This window comes from Erythrobacter ramosus, from assembly GCF_009828055.1.
GTDB classification, from domain to species: Bacteria; Pseudomonadota; Alphaproteobacteria; order Sphingomonadales; family Sphingomonadaceae; genus Erythrobacter; species Erythrobacter ramosus.
This window is the reverse complement of sequence record NZ_WTYB01000001.1, coordinates 633,616-652,753: the sequence shown is the minus strand read 5'-3', so window position 1 is coordinate 652,753 and position 19,138 is coordinate 633,616. Positions and strand designations below refer to the sequence as shown.

Genomic DNA, 19,138 nt, shown 5'->3' with positions numbered 1-19,138 from the left:
GCCCTATTCCGCAGCCTCGACGCTGCTGGGCACGGCCTTCACTGCCGTCCGTGCGTTGGGTGCAAACCGCCCGTCCACCTGCGCGCCCTGCTCGATCGTCAGCGCGTCGTAATGCACGTCGCCCTCGATATGGGCGGTCTTGAGAATCACCAGCTCGCGCGCGGTGATCGAGCCTGACACCTTGCCCGCCAGCCGCGCGCTTTCGGCAACGACGGCGCCGTGGATGCTGCTCTTTTCGCCCTGCACGAGGCTGGCGCAGGTGATGTCGCCTTCGACCGTGCCGTCGATATGCAGATCGGCCGAGGCGCTGATATTGCCGGTGATGGTCACATCCGCGCCGATCACGGAAAAGGTCGAACCCGAGGCCATGCTGCTGCTCCTATTTGCGGGCCGCGGGGGCGGCGGGGCGGTCAGGTCGGCCGCTGCGGACTTCCTTGAGAACATCGGGGGCAGCCTCCAGAAACGGGCGCGGATTGACCGCGCGGTCATTGATGCGGACTTCGAAATGCAGGTGCGGCCCCGTCGAGCGCCCGGTGCTGCCGAGCCCGCCGATGGTGGCCCCGGCGGCGACCGCCTGGCCGACAGTCACGTCGATCCGCGACAAGTGGGCATAGCGGGTCAACATCCCGTTACCATGGGTAATCTCGATTGCCTGACCATAGCCCGATTTCCATCCGGCAAAGGTCACGCGGCCTTCAGCAGCGGCAAAGATCGGCGAACCCATCGCGCCCTTGAAGTCGATCCCGGCGTGCATGGCGCCGTGGCCGTTGAAGGGGTCGCGGCGGTAGCCGAAGCCCGAGGTGATATTCTCGACACTGGCGGGGACGACCTGCGGGATGCCGTCGAGCGCGCGTTCAAGCACCGCCATGCGCGCGAGGCTGAGGCCCAGGCGTTCGAACCGCGGGTCGATATCGTCTCCGCTGGTGATCGCTTCGAAGGGACCACCCATCGCCTGCTGCGTGTCGCGGCTCATGGCTTTGGGATCGAGGTCCAGTTTGCGCATCGCGCTCTCGGCGCGGCGGGCGCGGGCATCGGCGAAGCGGGTCAGGCGTTCCACGAAGGCAAGCTGGCGGGCTTCGATTTCGGCCAGGCCGCGCGCCTGCGGGATCATCGCGCCGACCTTTTGCACGGTCTTGGCCGCCTCGGTCGACGAATCTGAGACAGTGCCGCTTGCTGCACCTTCGGCTACGATATCCTCTGGCAGCATCCGCGCCATCTCGTCGAGGAATTCCTGCCGCTGCTTGAGATCATCGACCACCTTGTCGAGATTGCCGCCATAGGCCTTGATCCGCTCATCCGTGGTGGCGACACGCGCCTTTTCCTCGGCGAACGAGGCGAGATCAGCTTCGGCACGGTATTGGCCCCAAGCCATGACGGCGAGAGCGACCAGCCACAGCAGCGCCATCGCGACAACGCCAGCGGCGACGCGAATCTGGAGTTTCGATGAAAGTTTGATGAAGCGCACTTGCCCGTCGGCGCGCATGAAGAATTCGCGATCAGGGAACCACTGGCGCAGCCGTTTCCCCCACGATTTCGCGGCAATTCTGTCTGACAAACTGCGGCCCCGATTTTGTTATCTATGCCCCACGATTTCGCCGCTATCAGCGCGTTAACCTGTGGTCGAATCCTATGTGGCGCTCCCAGATGAATCGAACGGGAATCACGACGAAGTGAACGCGCCATAGTTTCGCGGCGTTAATACCGTGTCCTGGCATCCGCGAATCATCTGAGCGTTAGGCGATTCGCCCCTCTGGCGATGGGCCTGACAGGTGGGCTCCGCAGTGCTAGACCGCACCCCATGAATCGTATGACCGCAATCTCGCCGGGCGCTGAAGCCGCCGATCCCGCCGCGCTGGTGACGCGCCTCGCTGAGGCCGCGCGCCTTGCGCAGCGCACGCTTGCGGCGATGCCGAGCGCTGCGCGCGCAGCCGCGCTGCACCTTGCGGCAGATGCGCTGCGGGCGGCCACTCCGGCGGTTCTGGAAGCAAACGCCAAGGACCTTGCAGCGGGCAAGGCCAATGGTTTGTCAGGCGCGATGCTCGACCGGCTGGCGCTGGATGACGCGCGCATTGCCGGAATTGCCGACGCGGTCGCAGCCGTCGCCGATCTGCCCGATCCGGTGGGGCAGGTCATCGACCAGTCCGAGCAGCCCAACGGCCTGAAATTCCAGCGTATCCGCGTGCCGATCGGGGTGATCGGGATCATCTACGAAAGCCGTCCCAACGTCACCGCCGATGCTACCGCGCTGTGCGTGCGGGCGGGCAATGCGGCGCTGCTGCGCGGGGGGAGCGAGGCGGTGCATTCCAACCGCGCGATCCATGCCGCACTGGTGGAAGGGCTGATCCAAGGTGGGGTGCCCGCCGAAGCCGTGCCGCTTATCCCCTCGCAGGACCGCGCCTGTGTGGGTGCGATGCTGACCGCGAGCGGGCTGATCGACATGATCGTGCCGCGCGGGGGCAAGAGCCTTGTGGCGCGCGTGCAGGCCGATGCGAGGGTGCCGGTGCTCGCGCATCTTGATGGTATCAACCACACCTATATCCACCACGCCGCCGACCCGGCCATGGCCGAAGCCATCGCCGTGAACGCCAAGCTGCGCCGCACCGGTATCTGCGGGTCGATGGAGACGCTGCTGATCGATTCGGCCTATCCCAAAGCCGCTGCGCTGGTCGCTGCGTTGATTGACGCGGGGTGCGAAGTGCGCGGTGACGGGCGGGCGCAGGCGCTCGACCGCCGGGTGATCCCGGCCAGCGCGAATGACTGGGACACCGAATATCTCGACGCCATTGCGTCAGTCGCGGTGGTTGACGGGCTGGAGGATGCGCTCGCCCATATCGCCCGCCATTCGTCGGCCCACACCGATGTGATCGTGACGGCGGACGAGGCGGCGGCGGAACGCTTTCTCGCCGAAGTCGACAGCGCCATCGTGATGCACAATGCCTCCTCGCAATATGCTGACGGGGGTGAGTTCGGACTGGGCGCTGAAATCGGGATTGCCACCGGACGCCTGCACGCGCGCGGCCCGGTCGCGCTGGAGGGGCTGACGACCTACAAGTGGCAAGTGCGCGGGAGCGGGCAAACGCGTCCGTGAGAATCAAGGCCTGACACCCCTTGCGTTCGCGCCCTCAACTCACTGGACTGCTCGGTGGCAGCTTCAATCCCGCGCATGGCGGGCATCGGCGGATCACGCTGTTCGCAATGGACGCGCTGGGGCTGGACGAGACCTGGTGGCTTGTCTCCCCCGGCAACCCGCTGAAACCGCAGGCGGGCATGGCGCCGCTGGCTGCGCGGCTGAAATCGGCGCGGAATCAGGCGCGGCGCGCGCCCATTGTGCCGACCGCGATCGAGCAAAGACTCGGCACGCGCTACACGGTCGATACGCTCGCCAAGCTCACCCGGCGTTACCCCAAACGGCGCTTCATCTGGCTGATGGGGAGCGATAATCTCGCCCAGTTGCACCGCTGGAAAGACTGGCGCCGGATCGCCCGGACAATGCCGATTGCGGTGATCGCCCGTCCGGGCTATGATGCAGATGCCATGACGAGCCCCGCCATGGCCTGGCTCAGGCGCTATCGTGTGCCCGCCGCCAGCATTCGGAAACGGGGGCAATGGAGCGCACCAGCCCTGGTGTTATTGCGTTTCGATCCGGACTACCGCTCGGCCACGGCCATTCGCCGTGCCCATGCCGGGTGGGCCGATGCTTTGCTTGGCAAGGGATTGGATAGTCAGGAACGAGGGGCAAAGGTGCGTGACCGGCTGACATTCCGTAAGCTCAGGCAAGAGGACAAGGCATGAGGCGCGTCAGCGTTTCGGCCCAGTGTTCTGCCCGCTTGCGTCATGTGGCCTGCATTGACCTCAAACTCTGGAGATACCCGATTGCCGATGACCGAGGCCTTTGTCGCTTCCCTTCCGCTTGGCGCGGTGCAAGCCGCCGCCACCACAGCCACGTCGCTGGGCAAGCCTGAGATGGCTACCGATGCCCTGCACCAGCTGGTGCTCGCGCAGCTTGATGATGATCAGGCGCAGGAGATTGTCACCATCCCGCTTGAGGGCAAAAGCTCGATTGCCGATCACATGGTGATCGCCAGCGGCCGCTCGACCCGTCAGGTGGCATCAATGGCGCAAAAGCTGGCCGAAGAGATCAAGAAAGCCGGCTTCGGCCATGCGCGCATCGAAGGCCTGCCGGCTGCCGACTGGGTGCTGATCGACGCGGGCGATGTGGTCGTCCACCTGTTCCGCCCCGAAGTGCGCACCTTCTACAACCTTGAACGCATGTGGTCATTCGAGGGTGGTGAGCCGACGCAGGGAAGAGCGTAGGCTTTTTGTGAGCGTGCCCGCCTCCGCGGGCACGTCCTCGGTGCTGTTTCAAGCCCTGCGGGCTTGAGCACCTGCGGGCGGGCGGTCGCCCTTGCGGTCGCTTCGCGACCGTTTGTCTCTGGCACTCAGGGGTTCGTTCCATCCTGCTTCACATCATCGCGCGTGGGAAGATTGGGCGCTCGCCCGAAGGTGAGCTGGTGGATCGCTATGCCAAGCGCATGACCTGGCCGTTCAAGCTCACCGAGTGGCCCGATACCGGCGCGGGCAAGGTGGCTGATGCGCTCACCCCATGCCGCACGGTGCTGCTTGATGAGCGCGGGAAGGCGATGACGTCGGAGGATTTCGCCCATCTTCTCGGCCGCTGGCGGGACGAGGGCGTGCGCGAGACGCGTTTCATGCTAGGCGCGGCTGATGGGCATTCTGACGCCGAGCGTGCCTCAGCGGATCTGCTGCTCGCCTTTGGCCCGGCAACCTGGCCGCATATGCTCGCCCGGGCGATGCTGATCGAACAGCTCTACCGCGCCACCACGATCCTTGCAGGGCATCCCTATCATCGGGCATGACACCGCCATGTCGCGGCCGATCATCCTCACCTTGCTTGCCATGTTTGGCTTCGGCGGAGCGCTGGCGCTGGCTTTGCCTGAAACACAGGCCGCTCCGTCGATCGCCCTACTCGCGCCAGACGAGGCCGAAGCCGCGCTCGCCCGTGCCACCCGTGAAAGCCGCTTGGCCGAGGGGCGCGCGGCACGCCTGACCCGCGAGGCCGAGGCCGCGACCGAAGCCGCCACCCGCACCGCGAGTGAGGCTGCCGCACTCGCCGCCCGCATCCAGCAGGCGGAAGCTGACATCGAAGTCGCCCGCGCGCGGCTCACCATCGCGCGGCAAGCCCGCGCCACGTTGACCGCCCGGCTGTCCAAGAAGCAGGAGCCGACTGCCCGCCTCGCCGCCGCGCTCCAGACCGCTGCCCGCCGCCCGCTGGCGCTCGCCGCGTTGCAACCGGGCTCGCTCAAGGACGTGGTTCATGTCCGCGCCGTGCTGGACAGTGCCGTGCCGCAAATCCGCGCCCGCACCACCGCGCTGCGCAGCGAGCTTGACCGCGGCCGCGCGCTCGAAGCCCAGGCGGCACGTGCGCTTGATCAGATGCGCAGCGGCGAAAGCGCCCTGCGCCAGCGCCGTATTGAACTCGCCACGCTCGAAAACCAGCAGCGCCTCGCCTCCCGCAATGCGCGCGGGGCAGCCCAGCGTGAAGGCGAGCGCGCACTCGCTCTGGCCGAGGAAGCGCGCGATCTCGATGGTTTGGTGGACAAATTGGGCGAAGTGGCGGCGCTCCGTCAGGAACTCGCCGCGCTGCCCGGCCCGGTGCTGCGCCCTCCCGATCTGGCCGCTGCGCTCCCCGCTGCACCCGCGCCCGCGCCGAGTGCAAGCACCCCGCCGCCGCGAGATTTCCAGCTTCCCGTGCAGGGCCGCACGCTGACAGGCTTCGGAGCCAAACGCGCCAGCGGCATCGCCAGCACCGGATTGAGCCTGGCCCCGGCCAAGGATGCACAGGTGGTGGCCCCTGCCCGCGGGCGGATTGCCTTTGCCGGGGCCTATCGCGGGTTCGGACGAATCGTCATCATCGAACATGACGGCGGTTGGACCAGCCTCGTCACCGGGCTTGAGCAGGTCGAGGTCGCGGTAGGTGATCTGGTGATCGGCGGCAGCCCGATGGGCCGGGCGAGCGGTGGGGCGGAGCCGGTGACGATTGAATTGCGGCGCGAGGGTAAGCCGGTCAACCCTCTGCAATATTTAAGATAATTGCCGAAATCTCGCACAGGCAACGCTTGGCCCTGTCCCGCGTGGGCACGCTCGACGCACTGCAATCGCTCTCATCTGGCGTTCACACCGGCAATCCTATACCTTGCCACTTCAAAGGAGCCTTGCCACGTCCATGAAAATCGCCGCTCTCCTGCGCAGCGCCGCGCTTGTCACCGCTGTCGCGCTGATCCCCGCCACCACCGCCACCATGGCCCAGGTCGATGGCCGCGCCGGCCCCGAATTCGCCAAGCTGTTCGCGGTGTTCCAGCGGGTGAAGTCCAGCTATGTCGAGCCGGTCGAGGATGACGTGCTGATCCGCGGCGCGATTGATGGGATGCTGGCGGCGCTCGATCCGCATTCGGCCTATCTCGATGGCGGCGATCTCCAACGACTGGAGACGATGATCGACGGGCAGTATTCGGGCCTCGGCCTATCGGTGGTGATGGAGGATGGCGCGGTGAAGGTCGTCTCGCCGTTCCGCGGCAGCCCGGCCGAAACCGCCGGGGTCAAGGCAGGCGATTTCATCACGCACCTGAACGGCAAGCTGATCGTCGACACCAAGCTTGACGATGCGGTCGCGCAGATGCGCGGGCCGAAGGGGACTTCGATCCAGCTGACGATTTTCCGTCCGGGCCGCGAAGAACCGCTCGAAGTCAATGTGACCCGCGGTGTGATCGAGCTTGAGCCGGTCACGCACGAAGTCGCGGCTGGTAATATCGGCATCATCACGGTCAACGAATTCTCCGCCAATGTCGGCGCCGACGTCTATGCCGCATGGCAGGACATCAAGAAGAAGGCGCCGGGCGGGCGCGTCAGCGGGCTGGTGCTCGACCTGCGCAACAATCCGGGCGGGAGCCTGGATGAGTCGGTGGCGCTGTCGGACCTGTTCCTCAGCGATGGCCGCATCGTCAGCCAGCGCGGCCGGGCGCGGGGCGAAACGATGCTCTACGATGCCGAAACCGTCTATCGCGGCGACATGGCCGAAGGCGTGCCGATGATCGTGCTGATCAACGCCGGTTCTGCTTCGGCGAGCGAGATCGTTGCGGGGGCGTTGCAGGATCACCGCCGGGCGCTTGTCATGGGTGAGCGCAGTTTCGGCAAGGGGAGCGTGCAATCGCTCCTCCCGCTCGGCCCCGATGCCGCGCTCAAGCTCACCACGGCGCGGTACTTCACCCCGGCGGGCAAATCGGTGCAGGAGGGCGGTATCCGCCCCGACATCGCCGTGCCTCAGATCTCTGACCCGGATTACGTGCTGCGGATGAAGTACCAGACCCGCGAGAGCGATTTGCGCGGCCATCTGATCAACGAACTCGCGGTCAAGGACGAGGAGATGGAGGCGGACAAGATCGCCGATCCGCGCTTCCAGCTCACCGCCGCACAGCTTGAACAGCAGGGCGTGAAGGACTTCCAGCTGCATTATGCGATGGAAACCCTGCGCCGCACCACCAAGAGCACTGTCGCGCTTCGTCCGGCGCCCCGACCGGCCAAACCGTAAGGGCGACGCGTGATGGACAATCTGGGTAAGGCCCGCGCGCTTGCCGTGCTGGTCCCGGCGGCATTGCTGGGCGGGGCCTATGTGTCGCAATATGGTTTCAGCCTGCCGCCGTGCGAGATGTGCTGGTGGCAGCGCTATCCCCATTTTGCCGCAGTCGGCATTGGGCTCCTCGCTTACCTGATGAAGCCGCCGCAGGTGTGGACCGCGCTGGCGGGCCTCGCGATCCTGACCTCCGGGCTGATCGGCGGCTTTCATGCCGGGGTCGAATATGGCTGGTGGGAGGGGATCACCGCCTGCACCGCGCCGATGGCGGGGGCCGACGTGCTGGACTTCAATGCCGCACCATTGATCCGCTGCGATGTGGCCCCGTGGACCCTGGGGGGCATCTCGCTCGCCGGGTTCAATTTCCTGATTTCCAGCGTCAGCGGTGCGGCCATTGTGGCGCTCGCGGCGTATAGGAAGTAGGAATGCAAACGAAGGAGCCGACAATGCAGGGCGATGAACTCCACCGCATGATCCGGGTCGATCAGGCCGGCGAATTCGGCGCGACCCGCATCTATGAAGGTCAGCTTGCCGTGATGGGCGATCGCGGGCCGCATTCGGCCGAAATCCGCCACATGGCCGCGCAGGAGGCCGAGCACCGCGCCAAGTTTGACGCGCTGCTGACCCGGCGCGGCGTGCGTCCGACGATGCTGCATCCGTTCTGGTCGGCGGCGGGATACGGGCTGGGTGCGTTCACCGCGCTGCTCGGCCCGGAAGCGGCGATGGCCTGCACGGCGGCGGTCGAGACCGAGATCGACAAGCATTACACCGAACAGCTCGAAAAACTCGAAGCCTCCGGGGCTGACCCGGAACTTGCCGAAATGATCGAAGCCTTCCGCGCCGACGAACGCGATCACCTCGACGCGGCCATGGCCAACGGCGCAGAGCGTGCACCCGCCTATCCGTTGCTAGCGGGGGCGATCCGGCTCGGATGCCGGTTTGCGATCAAGGTGAGTGAGAGGATCTAGGTGAGCGGTAGAGGGGGAGCGCTGTAACGGTCGCGCAGCGACCGCAAGGGCGACCGCCCGCCCGCAGGCGCCCGCAGCGAAGCGAAGGATTAGCGCCGAGGACGCACCCGCGGAGGCGGGTGCATAATCAAAGACTCCAATAAACCAATTGGTTTGGCAGCCCTTCACGGTCCAACGCGCTCTTCACATCCACCAGCACGCCGCCGCTACGCACGCGGGCGATCAGGTCTGCCGGGTTGGCGATGTAGTCGGCGTGGTTCACCGCCAGCACCAGCGCGTCCAGCTGCACCATGTCGTCCGCCGGGCTGAGCGTGATGCCATATTCCCGCGCCGCCGCCGCCGGGTCCGCCAGCGGATCGCTCACCAGCGCTTCGATCCCATATTCGCGCAGTTCGGCGAGGATATCGGGCACCTTGGAATTGCGGATATCGGGCACGTCCTGCTTGAAGGTCAGCCCCATGACGCCCACCCGCGCGCGGCAGGGGGAGACACCTCCCGCGATCAGCAGCTTCACGACCTTCTGCGCGATCGCCTGCCCCATCGCATCATTTATCCGCCGCCCGGCCAGAATCACCTCGGGCCGGTAGCCGAGCTTTTCCGCCGCTGCCGTGAGGTAGAAGGGATCGACCCCGATGCAGTGCCCGCCGACCAGGCCGGGGGTGAAGGGCAGGAAGTTCCACTTGGTCCCCGCCGCCGCCAGCACATCGCGCGTGGCAAGGCCCATGCGGTCGAAGATCAGCGCAATTTCGTTCATCAGCGCAATGTTGAGGTCGCGCTGTGTGTTCTCAATCACCTTGGCGGCCTCGGCCACCTTGATCGAGGGCGCTTCGTGCAGGCCCGCATCGACCACCGCGCCGTAAACCGCCCGCATCCGCGCGAGCGCCTCGGGGCTGTCGGCGGCGATGATCTTGGTGATGGTTTCAAGCCGGTGCACGGTATCGCCGGGGTTGATCCGTTCAGGGCTGTACCCGAGCGCGAAGTCCTCGCCCTGCTCGAGGCCCGAATGCGCGGCCAGCCAGGGGCCGCAGATATCTTCGGTCACGCCTGGGAACACCGTCGATTCGAACACCACCAGCGCGCCCTTCTGGAGACGCGGGCCGATCGTTTCGCAGGCACGCTCCAAAGGGGTGAGGTCGGGGCGGCGTTCTTCGGTAATGGGGGTCGGCACGGTGACGATGATCAGGCTCGCGCCTTCCAGCACCGCCGGGTCATCGCTGACGGCAAGGCCGCATGACGCCAGCCGTGCGTCGTCAATCTCGCGGGTTGCATCATGCCCCGCGCGCAATTGGGCGATGCGCTGGGCGGCGATGTCGAAGCCGGTGACCTCAACGCCGCGCGCGCCGAGCCGCTCGGCCAGCGCCACGGCGACTGGCAGGCCGACATAGCCCAAGCCCACGACTGCGATTTTCCCGTCCATACGCCCGCATAGCGCGAGAGATTTCAATTTTTCGCTAACCACGCAGGCCTTGCGGCTTCACCGCGCGTTCAGTCCCGCCGGACTAGACAAGCAGGCCCGGTCGCGGGCATTGCTAGCCTTCGATACCCCGCGCACCGACAAAGGATCACGCGCCATGAAGCATCTGCTCGCCCCCGCCGCCGTTCTCGCCGCCTTCGCCGCCGCATCGGCCCCCGCCGCTGCCCAGAGCGCGGATGAGAAGATCAACATGGTGATCGCCTATAGCGAGGCCGAATGCCCGGTCGCGCAGCCCGGCGAAGTGGTGGTGTGCGAGATTCTGGTCGAGGAGGAGCGGTACCGTATCCCCTCCAACCTGCGCTACAGCGACAATCCCGCCAATCAGTCGCTCGCGCGGCAGGTCGACCAGATCAAGTATGTCGGCGATTTCGGCGCGATGAGCTGTAGCCCGGCCGGCGCGGGCGGGTTCACCGGCTGCACCCAGAAGTTCATCGAAGCCGCCTACAAGGACAAGGCCGAGGAGGATGGCGTCCGCTTCGGCAGGCTGATCGAGGAAGCGAGGGCCGAGCGTCTCTCCACCATCGACGCCGATGCCGCTGCCGAGCAGGAGCGGGTCGAAATGATCGAGCGCGAATATATGCAGCGGCTCGAACGCGAACGGCAGGGCGATTTGCCGGGCGAAAATGCGCCACCTCCGCCGCCCAAGTAAACGCTAAACCCGGTAGTAATCCCGGTACCACGCCACAAACCGAGCCACGCCTTCGCGGAACGAGGTTTGCGGGGCGTAGCCTGTCAGGGATTTGAGCAAGGACGCATCCGCCCAGGTGGCCGGCACATCGCCCTGCTGCATCGGCATGAAATTCTTCACCGCCTCGCGCCCGCATTCCGCTTCGATCGCGGTGATGAAATCCATCAGCCGCACCTTGCCGCCATTGCCGATGTTGACCACGCGGAACGGTGCAACGGGGGAGAGGCTGTCGCCTTCCGCGATGTCCTCAGGCGTGTCGGGCCGTACCGGTGCCGCGTCGATCAGCAGGCGGATGCCGCGCACCAGATCGGCGACGTAAGTGAAGTCGCGGTACATCTCGCCATCATTGTAGATGTCGATCGGGGTGCCTTCGAGGATCCCGCGGGTGAACTTGAACAGCGCCATGTCGGGCCGCCCCCACGGGCCGTAGACCGTGAAGAACCGGAACATGGTGGTCGGCAGGTTCCACAGATGGGCATAGGAATGCGCCATCGCCTCGTTCGCCTTCTTGGTCGCGGCGTAGAGGGTGAGGGGGGTGTCGCACTTCTGGTCTTCACCGAAGGGCATCTCGGTATTCGCGCCATAGACCGATGAGGTGGACGCCATCAGCAGATGATCCACGCCCAGCTCTCGGGCGCATTCCATCACGTTAAAGGTGCCGATGAGGTTCGCGTCGATATAGGCGCGCGGGTTTTCGAGCGAATACCGCACCCCGGCTTGCGCGGCGAGGTGCACGATCACATCGGGCTTTTCCGCCAGAGCGAGCGCGTGGAGCGTCTCGAAATCCTCCAGCATCCCCTCAAGGCAGGAGAAATGCGGATGTTGCAGCAACATCTGGTGCCGCCGCTGCTTAATGCGCACATCGTAGTAGTCGGTCATCCCGTCAAAGCCGACGACGCGGAAACCCTCCTCCAGCAGCAATTGCGAGAGGTGGAAACCGATGAACCCGGCAGAGCCAGTGACAAGAACGGTGCGCATGAGGGCGCCTTACGCCGAAGCCCTTAAGAAAGGGCGATATCCGGCGCGTCTTCCTGCTTCATGCCGACCACGTGGTAGCCTGCATCGACGTGATGCGTCTCGCCCGTGACGCCCGAGGACAGGTCAGACAATAGATACAGACCCGCCCCGCCGACATCGTCGATGGTGACATTGCGGCGCAGCGGCGCGTTCAACTCGTTCCACTTGAGGATGTAGCGGAAATCGCCGATCCCGCTCGCAGCGAGGGTCTTAATCGGCCCGGCGCTGATCGCGTTGACGCGGATATTGCGCGGGCCGAGGTCGTTGGCGAGATACTTGACGCTGGTCTCCAGCGCCGCCTTGGCCACGCCCATGACGTTGTAATGCGGCACGACCTTTTCTGCGCCGTAATAGCTCAGCGTCAGGATCGCGCCGCCGGTTTCGGGCATGATCGCGGCGGCGCGCTGCGTGATGGCGACCAGCGAATAGGCCGAGATGTTCATGGTCATCAGGAAATTGTCGAGGCTGGTATCGACATAGTGGCCGCGCAGCTCGTTCTTGTCGGAATAGCCGATCGCGTGAACCACGAAGTCGAGGCTGTCCCAGCGCTCCTTCAGGGTTGCGAAGGCGGCGTCCAATGACTCCATCTTTGACACATCGCATTCAAAGGTGAAATCGCTGCCCAGCTCGGCGGCGAGCGGCTTCACCCGCTTGGCCAGCGCATCGCCCTGATAGGAGAACGCCAGTTCCGCGCCGTGCTCGGCCAGCTTCTTGGCGATGCCCCACGCCAGCGACTTGTCATTGGCCAGCCCCATGATCAGCCCGCGCTTGCCCGCCATCAGCCCGGATCCAGCGTTACCATTCATCCTGTTGTCTCCTCTGCGGGCCTGGCCGCCAGCTTTTCAGGCTCGGCTAGCGCCGCGTTCAATTGCGCTCCGATAACGAGGCCAAGGCCGACGAGCCAGAAAAAGAACAGCGTCACCATCGTGCCAGCCAGGCTTCCATAAGTAACGTCATAGCTGAAAACATCGCGCAGCACGACCGGCAGCGCGGCAGTGACCGAAACCCACCACGCCGTCGTGAACAGCGCGCCGGGCCATTTCGGAAAGGCCTTGCCGCGATAGGAACGGGGGGTCAGCGTCACGAACAGCACCCATAGCGACCCGCCAAGGCCTAACGCGGGCACGATCCGCGACACCCGCAGCCACGCGATCAGCTCGCCCAGTTGCGGCAGGCGCGCTTCAATCACCTGCTGGGCTGCGCCGATCACCACCTGCGAAAACAGCGAGATCATCAACAGCACCACCGCGCCCAGGATCAGGCCTGCCGACAGCAGGCGATACCGCCAGAACGCCAGCCGCGCCTTGGTGCCATAGGCGCGGCGCAGGATGTCGCGGATCGTCTCGATCAGGCTCGATACCGTCCACAGCGCGACCAATGCGCCGAGGCCCAGCAGCCAGCCCGACCGCGCGCCCATCACGGTTTCGGCGACCGGGGCGATGACCTCGGCAACGGTGGGCGGCAAGGCGAGGCCGATTGCTGCGATCATGCCCTGCGCGCTCTCGCGCCCGCCGATCAGTTCAAACAGTGCCGCGCCCAGCACAAAGAACGGGAAGATCGCCACCATCGACAGATAGGCGAGGTTTCCGGCGTGGATGAAGCCTTCGTTATAGGTGCCGGCGAGCACGCGGCCTGCCACTTCAAACACCCGGCTCCCCGGGCCGAGTATTCGTCTGAGCTGCGCCATCACCCCGCTGCGCGCTTCATGTTCGCCATGGCGGGCGCGCTGTTTGCGCGCTTCGGGGGAAAGCGAACGCACTTCTTGATCTTTGGGCTCAGCGCGGTGGTCTGCGCTCATATCGGGCTCCTTGCGCGCCCGGCCTACAGGCCGAACTTCTCGCGCGGGCGGGCCGTGTCTACCCAGCCATCAAGCCGTTGTTCCAGTGCCTCCAGATCGGCGGGCAACTGGATCTCAATCGTCACCAACTGGTCGCCGCGTTCGGGCTTGCCGTCGACCGTCTTGCCGTTCTTCCGCGTCCAGCCCTTGCCGGCCAGCCGCAGCACGGTTCCGGACGAAGAGCCCGGCTTGACCGTCAGCATCACCGCGCCATCGACTGTGGGGCATTTGACCTTGGCCCCGCGCACCGCTTCATCGAGGGTGATCGGCAGGTCCATGCGGATATTGTCGCCTTCGCGCCGGAAGAACGGGTGGCTGCCGACTTCGACCATGACGATCCCGTCGCCATGGCCGCCGGTGCCGGGTTGGCCCTTGTCCTTGAGACGCATCATCGTGCCGTCTTCGACGCCGGCGGGCAGCTTCAGGTTGATCGCCTTGCCATCGGCCAGCGTGATGCGCTGGTCGCGTCCGGCGGCGGCTTCGATGAACGGAACGGCGAGCCGGTAATGGATGTCCGCGCCGCGCTTGGGCGGGGGGGGCGGGGGCTGGCGGCCAAAGCCGCGCTTGGGCGGAGGCTGCTGCTGGCGAGCGCGTCCGCCGAACAGGCCTTCGAACAGGTCGCCGAGATCGACATCATCCGCACCGAAACCCGCAAAGTCGGCTGCTCCTGGCCCACCGGCGCCATAGGTGCCGCCCCGGCCATAGCCCGGCCGCGCGCCCATCCCGGCAAAGGGATTGGCGGGATTGCCCTCACCGTCGATCTCGCCGCGGTCATATTGCGCGCGCTTCGCCTTGTCCGACAGCAGATCATAGGCGCGGGTGGCATCGGAAAACTTCTCCGACGCCTGGGGATTGTCCTTGTTCCGGTCGGGGTGCAGCTCCTTGGCGAGCTTGCGATAGGCGCTCTTGATGTCCGCCTCGGACGCCGTGCGGGCAATGCCAAGAGTGCTGTAGGGGTCGCGCATGGCGTATTAGCTAGGTGAGACAGTCGCGGTGTGCAAGCTTGCGGGTGATGCCGAGGCAACGGGAAATTTACGATACGCGCCTTTTCCCGCTGCGCGCGCGTAACTATGTGCTGCCCCAGCCACCAAGGAACTCAGCGCCCATGTCCGATGCAACCCCTCTCGACGATGCCCAATTGGCGGATAGCGTGCTGCCAGCGGGCGGCGATCCATTTGATCTGTTCGAGGAGTGGTTTGCCGCCGCGCAAGTGGGAGAGATCAACGATCCCAACGCCATGGCACTGGCCACCGCGACCGCTGATGCGGCGCCGTCGGTGCGGATGGTGCTGCTGAAGGGCCACGGCAAGGACGAGAACCCCGAAGGCATGGGCGGCGGAGGCTTCACCTTCTTCACCAATGCCGAAAGCCGCAAGGGCGGGCAGATCCGCGCCAATATGCAGGCCGCGTTGCTATTCCATTGGAAAAGCCTGCGCCGCCAGATCCGCATTGAAGGCCCGCTAATCGAGGTCTCGCCTGCCCGCGCCGACGCCTATTTCCACTCGCGCCCCTACAAGAGCCAGGTTGGCAGCGCAGCGAGTGACCAGTCGCGTCCGTTGCCCGAGCGCCAAACCTATCTCGACCGGGCGCAGGAGCTGTGGGCTGCGCACGAAGCCGAAGGCAAGGTGCCGCGCCCTGCGCATTGGACGGGCTTCACCCTGAGCCCGCGCCGGATCGAGTTCTGGATCGACCGCGACAACCGGCTGCATGACCGGCGCGAATTCATCCGCGATGCCGCTGATGCGCCGTGGTCCGACACGCTGCTTTACCCCTAAGGATTGTCCTGATGACGCAGAAAATCCCCTATTGGCACGTCGATGCCTTCGCCGCGCGGCCGTTTGGCGGGAACCAAGCGGCGGTGATGGTGCTCGATGAGTGGCTACCCGATGATGTGTTGGTGAAGATCGGGGGCGAGAATCTCTTCGCCGAGACCGCCTTCGTGGTGCGTGACGCCACGGGCGAGGCCGATTGGGAGCTGCGCTGGTGCACGCCGACCTATGAAATCGCGCTGTGCGGCCATGCGACGCTGGCGAGCGGGCATGTGCTGCTGACCCGCGATGCCGAAGGTCAGGCGCTAGATCGCGTCACGTTCCGCACGCGCAAATCGGGCATTCTTGAAGTGCGGCATGACGGCGCAGGGTATGAATTGGCGCTGCCCGCGATTCCTACCGCGCCGCGCGCCTATCCCGAGGCTATGGCGCTGCTCGGCGCCGAGCCGATCGAGGTCTGGCGCAACGACACCCGCTACAACATCTTCCTGTTCGAAGACGAAGCGGCGATCCGTGCGCTCGATCCCGATATTCGCGGGCTGGGTGCTTTGGGCATTGACCAGTTCATATGCACCGCGCCGGGAGAGCGCACCGACATCGTCAGCCGGGTGTTCGTCCCCGGCGGCGGGGTGGACGAGGACAGCGTCACCGGCTCGGCCCACGCTGTTCTGACGCCCTATTGGGCCAAGCGGCTGGGACGTGACAGCTTCACCGCCCATCAGGCGAGCACACGCGGCGGCGATCTGACGCTGCGGCTTGACGGCGATAAGGCATGGCTCGGCGGGCCGTGCGTCACTGTCGTCGAGGGTAGCTTCTACCTCTAGTCGGGCGCAGCTTGCTGCGCGTCTAGCGAGGACCGTACGCCGGATGGCGTGCGGAAAACTAACGCACCGGATACAGTTCGAGAATATCCGCCGCCTGCTGCAACATCGGCGGGCGCTGGGTGCTGTCCGAATGGCCGAGCCGCACCAGCGTCACGCGCTGACTGGGCGAGACCAGCACATACTGCCCCATATGCCCGATCAGCGAGAACAGGCTTTGCGGCGCGCGGTCGGGGAATAGCGGGTGTTCGCTCGCCGGTGTGCCGGGGATCGGGCGGTTGAGCCAGGTCTGGAACCCGTAATGCGGGCTGCGGGGCGAGGGGGTGACCATCGCCTCGACCCAGCGCTGCGGCACCAATTGCTCGCCGCCGGGCGCGCGGCCTTTCAGCCGCAGGAATTCGCCCAGTTTCGCCCAGTCGCGCGCACTGGCGTGCATCAGGCTGCCACCGATCAGCGTGCCGCTCGCATCGAACTCGGGTACCATCGACGTCATGCCGAGCGGGCCGAACAACCGTTCCTGCAAATATCCCGCCACTGCCTTGCGCCTCGCATCGGGCGAGGTGCTGGCCGTCAGCGCGCGCGCGGCGATATCGGCGAGGATCACGCTGGTGTTCGAAGAATATTCGAACTGCTTACCCGGCTCAGCTTCGAGCGGCTGCTCCTCCGCCCACTTCGCCATATTGTCGCGCCCATCGAGGAACAGCATTCTGACCTCGCTCGATTCGTAGGGCGGATCGCCCGCTTCGGTGTGGCGCAGCCCGCTGCGCATCTGAAGCAGCTGGCGCAAGGTGATCTCGGCGCGCGGATCGCCGGGGCGCTGCCATAGCGGGACGGGGGCGGGGGCATCGAGGCTGAGCTTGCCGTCAGCGACCAGCATCCCGATCAACACGCCGGTGACCGTCTTGGCCATCGACCAGCTGACGAAGCGCGTGTCCTTGCTGTAGCCGGGGCCATAGCGTTCAGCGGCGAGTTTCCCGTTTGCCATCACCACCACGGCGCGGGTTTCGCCGAGGCCCGGCATCGCAAACAGATCGTCGATCGACCGGGCAAGCTGGTCCTTCGGCGCCCCGCCATCCGCGGTCACCGCGGCGAGCGCGGCTTCGGAGAGGGGGGCTTGCCCCGGCGGCGTCGATCCGCAGGCAGCGAGCATCAGCAGGGCTGGCGCTAGCAGGGCCGCGCGATTATGGGCAGGCGATCCAAGGGTCATGCGGCCCCAATTCCCGATGCGCGAAGGCTTGGCAATGGCGAAATCACCCCCCCGCACAGCGATCCGCCGTCCGCGCTACGGGCTGTGGCTGCTGGCGATCATCGCGCTGGGCGTGGGCGGAGCTGCCTGGGCGTTTCGCGAGCCGATCAATGGCTATGGCAGCATCGCGTCGGCCTATTCGGCGCGGGTCGCCTGTTCGTGCCGCTTTGTCGCGGGCCGCAGTCTTGAAGACTGCCGCAAGGACAAGCTCGCCGGGATGGAAGCCGTGACCCTGCGCGACAATCCCGAGGCGAAGAGCGTCACCGCCCGCTTCCCGCTGGTGGCCGAAGCAACCGCGACCTATCGCGAAGGCTATGGCTGCGTGCTGGAGACGTGGGAGGGGTGAAACGCCCGCTCCCGTTCACCCTGAGCTTGTCGAAGGGTTGTCTTTCCTTCGCGGACCGAGGCCCAGGCAGCAAAGAAGTGCAGTCCTTCGACAAGCTCAGGACGAACGGGAAAAAGGTTCAGGCCTCGACCTTTTCGGTCGAATCGATCCACCCGCCGCCGATTACGCGTTCGCCCGCATAGATCACTGCTGCCTGCCCGGGTGCGACGCCGAATTCTGGCGTGGCAAAGCGGATCGTGACCGCAGAGCCCCCGCCGATTGCGCCTTCGAGCGTCACCGGCACGGGCTTGGCGAGGCTGCGGACCTTGGCCGTCAGCGGTTCGTCACCCATCGGCCCGATGCGGTTGGTTTCGGTCACGCGCGCGGCGTTCACCGCCAGCATCCGCTTTGGCCCGACCCGGACTTCGCGCGATGCCGCATCGAGACCGATCACGTAGAGCGGCTCAGGCTGGCCGCCGATCTCCAGACCCTTGCGCTGGCCCACGGTGAAATGGACGATGCCCTTGTGTGTCCCAAGCGTCTCGCCGGTGGCAGCGTGGACGATCGCGCCAGGGGCCGCGCCTTCGGGGCGCACCTTGGTGACGATCTTGGCGTAATTGCCATCGGGCACGAAGCAGATGTCCTGCGAATCCGGCTTGGCCGCGTTGCGCAGGCCCGCCGCTTCGGCCAGCTCGCGCACCTGCGGCTTGGGCATCCCGCCCAGCGGAAAGCGCAGGTAAGCGAGCTGCGCTTCGGTGGTGCCGTAAAGAAAGTAGGACTGATCGCGCGCCGGATCGAAGGCGCGGTGCAATTGCGGGCCGCCCTCCGTCATCACCCGCCGGACATAATGCCCGGTCGCCAGACAGTCCGCGCCCAATTCGCGCGCCATGCGGAACAGATCGGTGAACTTCGGGCCCATATTGCAGCGAATGCAGGGCACCGGGGTGCGCCCCGCGAGGTATTCGTCCGCGAACTGTTCGACCACCTCTTCGCGGAAGGCGCTTTCATGGTCGAAGACATAATGCGCGATGCCGAGCCGGTCAGCCACGGCGCGCGCATCGCGAATGTCGTCGCCCGCGCAGCACGCACCCTTGCGGCCCGTCGCAGCGCCATAATCGTAAAGCTGGAGTGTGATGCCGATCACTTCCGCGCCGCTGGCATGGGCAAGTGCGGCGACCACCGAGGAATCGACTCCGCCGCTCATCGCCACGACGATCCGGCAATCGGCGGCGGCGCGCGGCAGATCGAACAGCGCGGCGGCCTCGCTTTTGGCCATTAGGCCGGTGTCGAGAAGGGCAGGGGTTTCCATGAGCGGGCCGCGATATAGCGAGCCTTTGCCCGCTTCG

21 protein-coding genes are annotated in these 19,138 nt (G+C 65.8%); 12 read left to right on the top strand and 9 right to left on the bottom strand.

Annotation, left to right across the window (positions count from 1 at the left end; genetic code table 11):
• Positions 1–3 precede the first annotated feature (3 nt).
• Together GRI59_RS03315 and GRI59_RS03310 are read right to left on the bottom strand one after the other, a co-directional pair.
• The gene (locus GRI59_RS03315) at positions 4–369 is read right to left on the bottom strand and encodes a bactofilin family protein (protein ID WP_160759763.1); all 366 of its coding nucleotides are present in this window, start codon (positions 367–369) and stop codon (positions 4–6) included.
• A gap of 10 nt (positions 370–379) precedes the next feature.
• Entirely contained in the window at positions 380–1,555 is a 1,176-nt protein-coding gene (locus tag GRI59_RS03310) for a M23 family metallopeptidase (RefSeq protein WP_337190222.1), read from the bottom strand.
• Between the two features lie 243 nt (positions 1,556–1,798).
• Between GRI59_RS03310 and GRI59_RS03305 the strand changes: the two genes are divergently transcribed.
• From GRI59_RS03305 to GRI59_RS03270, 8 genes are all read left to right on the top strand, one after another.
• The gene (locus GRI59_RS03305; protein WP_160759762.1) at positions 1,799–3,088 is read left to right on the top strand and encodes a glutamate-5-semialdehyde dehydrogenase; all 1,290 of its coding nucleotides are present in this window, start codon (positions 1,799–1,801) and stop codon (positions 3,086–3,088) included.
• 20 nt (positions 3,089–3,108) lie between these two features.
• On the top strand, positions 3,109–3,792 hold the full coding sequence (locus tag GRI59_RS03300) for a nicotinate-nucleotide adenylyltransferase (protein ID WP_160759761.1): 684 nt from the start codon (positions 3,109–3,111) through the stop codon (positions 3,790–3,792).
• An 87-nt stretch (positions 3,793–3,879) separates the two neighbouring features.
• A complete protein-coding gene (gene rsfS, locus GRI59_RS03295; RefSeq protein ID WP_419866784.1) occupies positions 3,880–4,314 on the top strand; it encodes a ribosome silencing factor in 435 nt (144 codons plus the stop codon).
• A 140-nt stretch (positions 4,315–4,454) separates the two neighbouring features.
• Positions 4,455–4,877 (top strand): 23S rRNA (pseudouridine(1915)-N(3))-methyltransferase RlmH, encoded by a 423-nt coding sequence (locus GRI59_RS03290; RefSeq protein WP_160760396.1) that lies wholly within the window; start codon positions 4,455–4,457, stop codon positions 4,875–4,877.
• 7 nt (positions 4,878–4,884) lie between these two features.
• On the top strand, positions 4,885–6,111 hold the full coding sequence (locus GRI59_RS03285) for a murein hydrolase activator EnvC family protein (RefSeq protein WP_160759760.1): 1,227 nt from the start codon (positions 4,885–4,887) through the stop codon (positions 6,109–6,111).
• A gap of 133 nt (positions 6,112–6,244) precedes the next feature.
• Positions 6,245–7,606, top strand: coding sequence for a S41 family peptidase (locus tag GRI59_RS03280; protein WP_160759759.1), 1,362 nt, complete (start codon positions 6,245–6,247; stop codon positions 7,604–7,606).
• 12 nt (positions 7,607–7,618) lie between these two features.
• Positions 7,619–8,071, top strand: coding sequence for a disulfide bond formation protein B (locus GRI59_RS03275; RefSeq protein WP_160759758.1), 453 nt, complete (start codon positions 7,619–7,621; stop codon positions 8,069–8,071).
• A 23-nt stretch (positions 8,072–8,094) separates the two neighbouring features.
• On the top strand, positions 8,095–8,616 hold the full coding sequence (locus tag GRI59_RS03270) for a demethoxyubiquinone hydroxylase family protein (protein WP_160759757.1): 522 nt from the start codon (positions 8,095–8,097) through the stop codon (positions 8,614–8,616).
• A gap of 127 nt (positions 8,617–8,743) precedes the next feature.
• Here GRI59_RS03270 and GRI59_RS03265 read toward each other — a convergent pair whose 3' ends face one another.
• Entirely contained in the window at positions 8,744–10,033 is a 1,290-nt protein-coding gene (locus GRI59_RS03265; RefSeq protein WP_160759756.1) for a nucleotide sugar dehydrogenase, read from the bottom strand.
• 154 nt (positions 10,034–10,187) lie between these two features.
• Here GRI59_RS03265 and GRI59_RS03260 point away from each other — a divergent pair, with 154 nt between their 5' ends.
• Entirely contained in the window at positions 10,188–10,739 is a 552-nt protein-coding gene (locus GRI59_RS03260; RefSeq protein ID WP_160759755.1) for a hypothetical protein, read from the top strand.
• A gap of 3 nt (positions 10,740–10,742) precedes the next feature.
• Here the strand turns inward: GRI59_RS03260 and GRI59_RS03255 are convergent, their stop codons facing one another.
• Genes GRI59_RS03255 through GRI59_RS03240 form a run of 4 tightly spaced genes read right to left on the bottom strand, consistent with a single transcriptional unit; the run spans position 10,743 to position 14,597 of the window.
• Entirely contained in the window at positions 10,743–11,756 is a 1,014-nt protein-coding gene (locus tag GRI59_RS03255) for an NAD-dependent epimerase/dehydratase family protein (protein WP_160759754.1), read from the bottom strand.
• Between the two features lie 23 nt (positions 11,757–11,779).
• A complete protein-coding gene (gene fabI, locus GRI59_RS03250; RefSeq protein ID WP_183363579.1) occupies positions 11,780–12,574 on the bottom strand; it encodes an enoyl-ACP reductase FabI in 795 nt (264 codons plus the stop codon).
• Between the two features lie 23 nt (positions 12,575–12,597).
• Entirely contained in the window at positions 12,598–13,593 is a 996-nt protein-coding gene (locus tag GRI59_RS03245) for a YihY/virulence factor BrkB family protein (RefSeq protein WP_160759752.1), read from the bottom strand.
• A gap of 23 nt (positions 13,594–13,616) precedes the next feature.
• Entirely contained in the window at positions 13,617–14,597 is a 981-nt protein-coding gene (locus GRI59_RS03240; RefSeq protein ID WP_160759751.1) for a DnaJ C-terminal domain-containing protein, read from the bottom strand.
• A gap of 140 nt (positions 14,598–14,737) precedes the next feature.
• Here GRI59_RS03240 and pdxH point away from each other — a divergent pair, with 140 nt between their 5' ends.
• Positions 14,738–15,406, top strand: coding sequence for a pyridoxamine 5'-phosphate oxidase (gene pdxH / locus GRI59_RS03235; RefSeq protein ID WP_160759750.1), 669 nt, complete (start codon positions 14,738–14,740; stop codon positions 15,404–15,406).
• Positions 15,407–15,417: 11 nt separating this feature from the next.
• Complete coding sequence (locus GRI59_RS03230) at positions 15,418–16,224, top strand: PhzF family phenazine biosynthesis protein (protein ID WP_160759749.1); 807 nt, start codon at positions 15,418–15,420, stop codon at positions 16,222–16,224.
• Between the two features lie 58 nt (positions 16,225–16,282).
• Here GRI59_RS03230 and GRI59_RS03225 read toward each other — a convergent pair whose 3' ends face one another.
• Positions 16,283–17,428: a serine hydrolase domain-containing protein gene (locus tag GRI59_RS03225; RefSeq protein ID WP_160759748.1), complete on the bottom strand. Its 1,146-nt coding sequence runs from the start codon at positions 17,426–17,428 to the stop codon at positions 16,283–16,285.
• A gap of 34 nt (positions 17,429–17,462) precedes the next feature.
• Here GRI59_RS03225 and GRI59_RS03220 point away from each other — a divergent pair, with 34 nt between their 5' ends.
• Positions 17,463–17,813, top strand: a complete 351-nt coding sequence (locus GRI59_RS03220) for a hypothetical protein (RefSeq protein ID WP_160759747.1) — start codon at positions 17,463–17,465, stop codon at positions 17,811–17,813.
• A gap of 118 nt (positions 17,814–17,931) precedes the next feature.
• Here the strand turns inward: GRI59_RS03220 and mnmA are convergent, their stop codons facing one another.
• The gene (gene mnmA / locus GRI59_RS03215; protein ID WP_419866791.1) at positions 17,932–19,068 is read right to left on the bottom strand and encodes a tRNA 2-thiouridine(34) synthase MnmA; all 1,137 of its coding nucleotides are present in this window, start codon (positions 19,066–19,068) and stop codon (positions 17,932–17,934) included.
• Between the last annotated feature and the right edge of the window lie 70 nt (positions 19,069–19,138).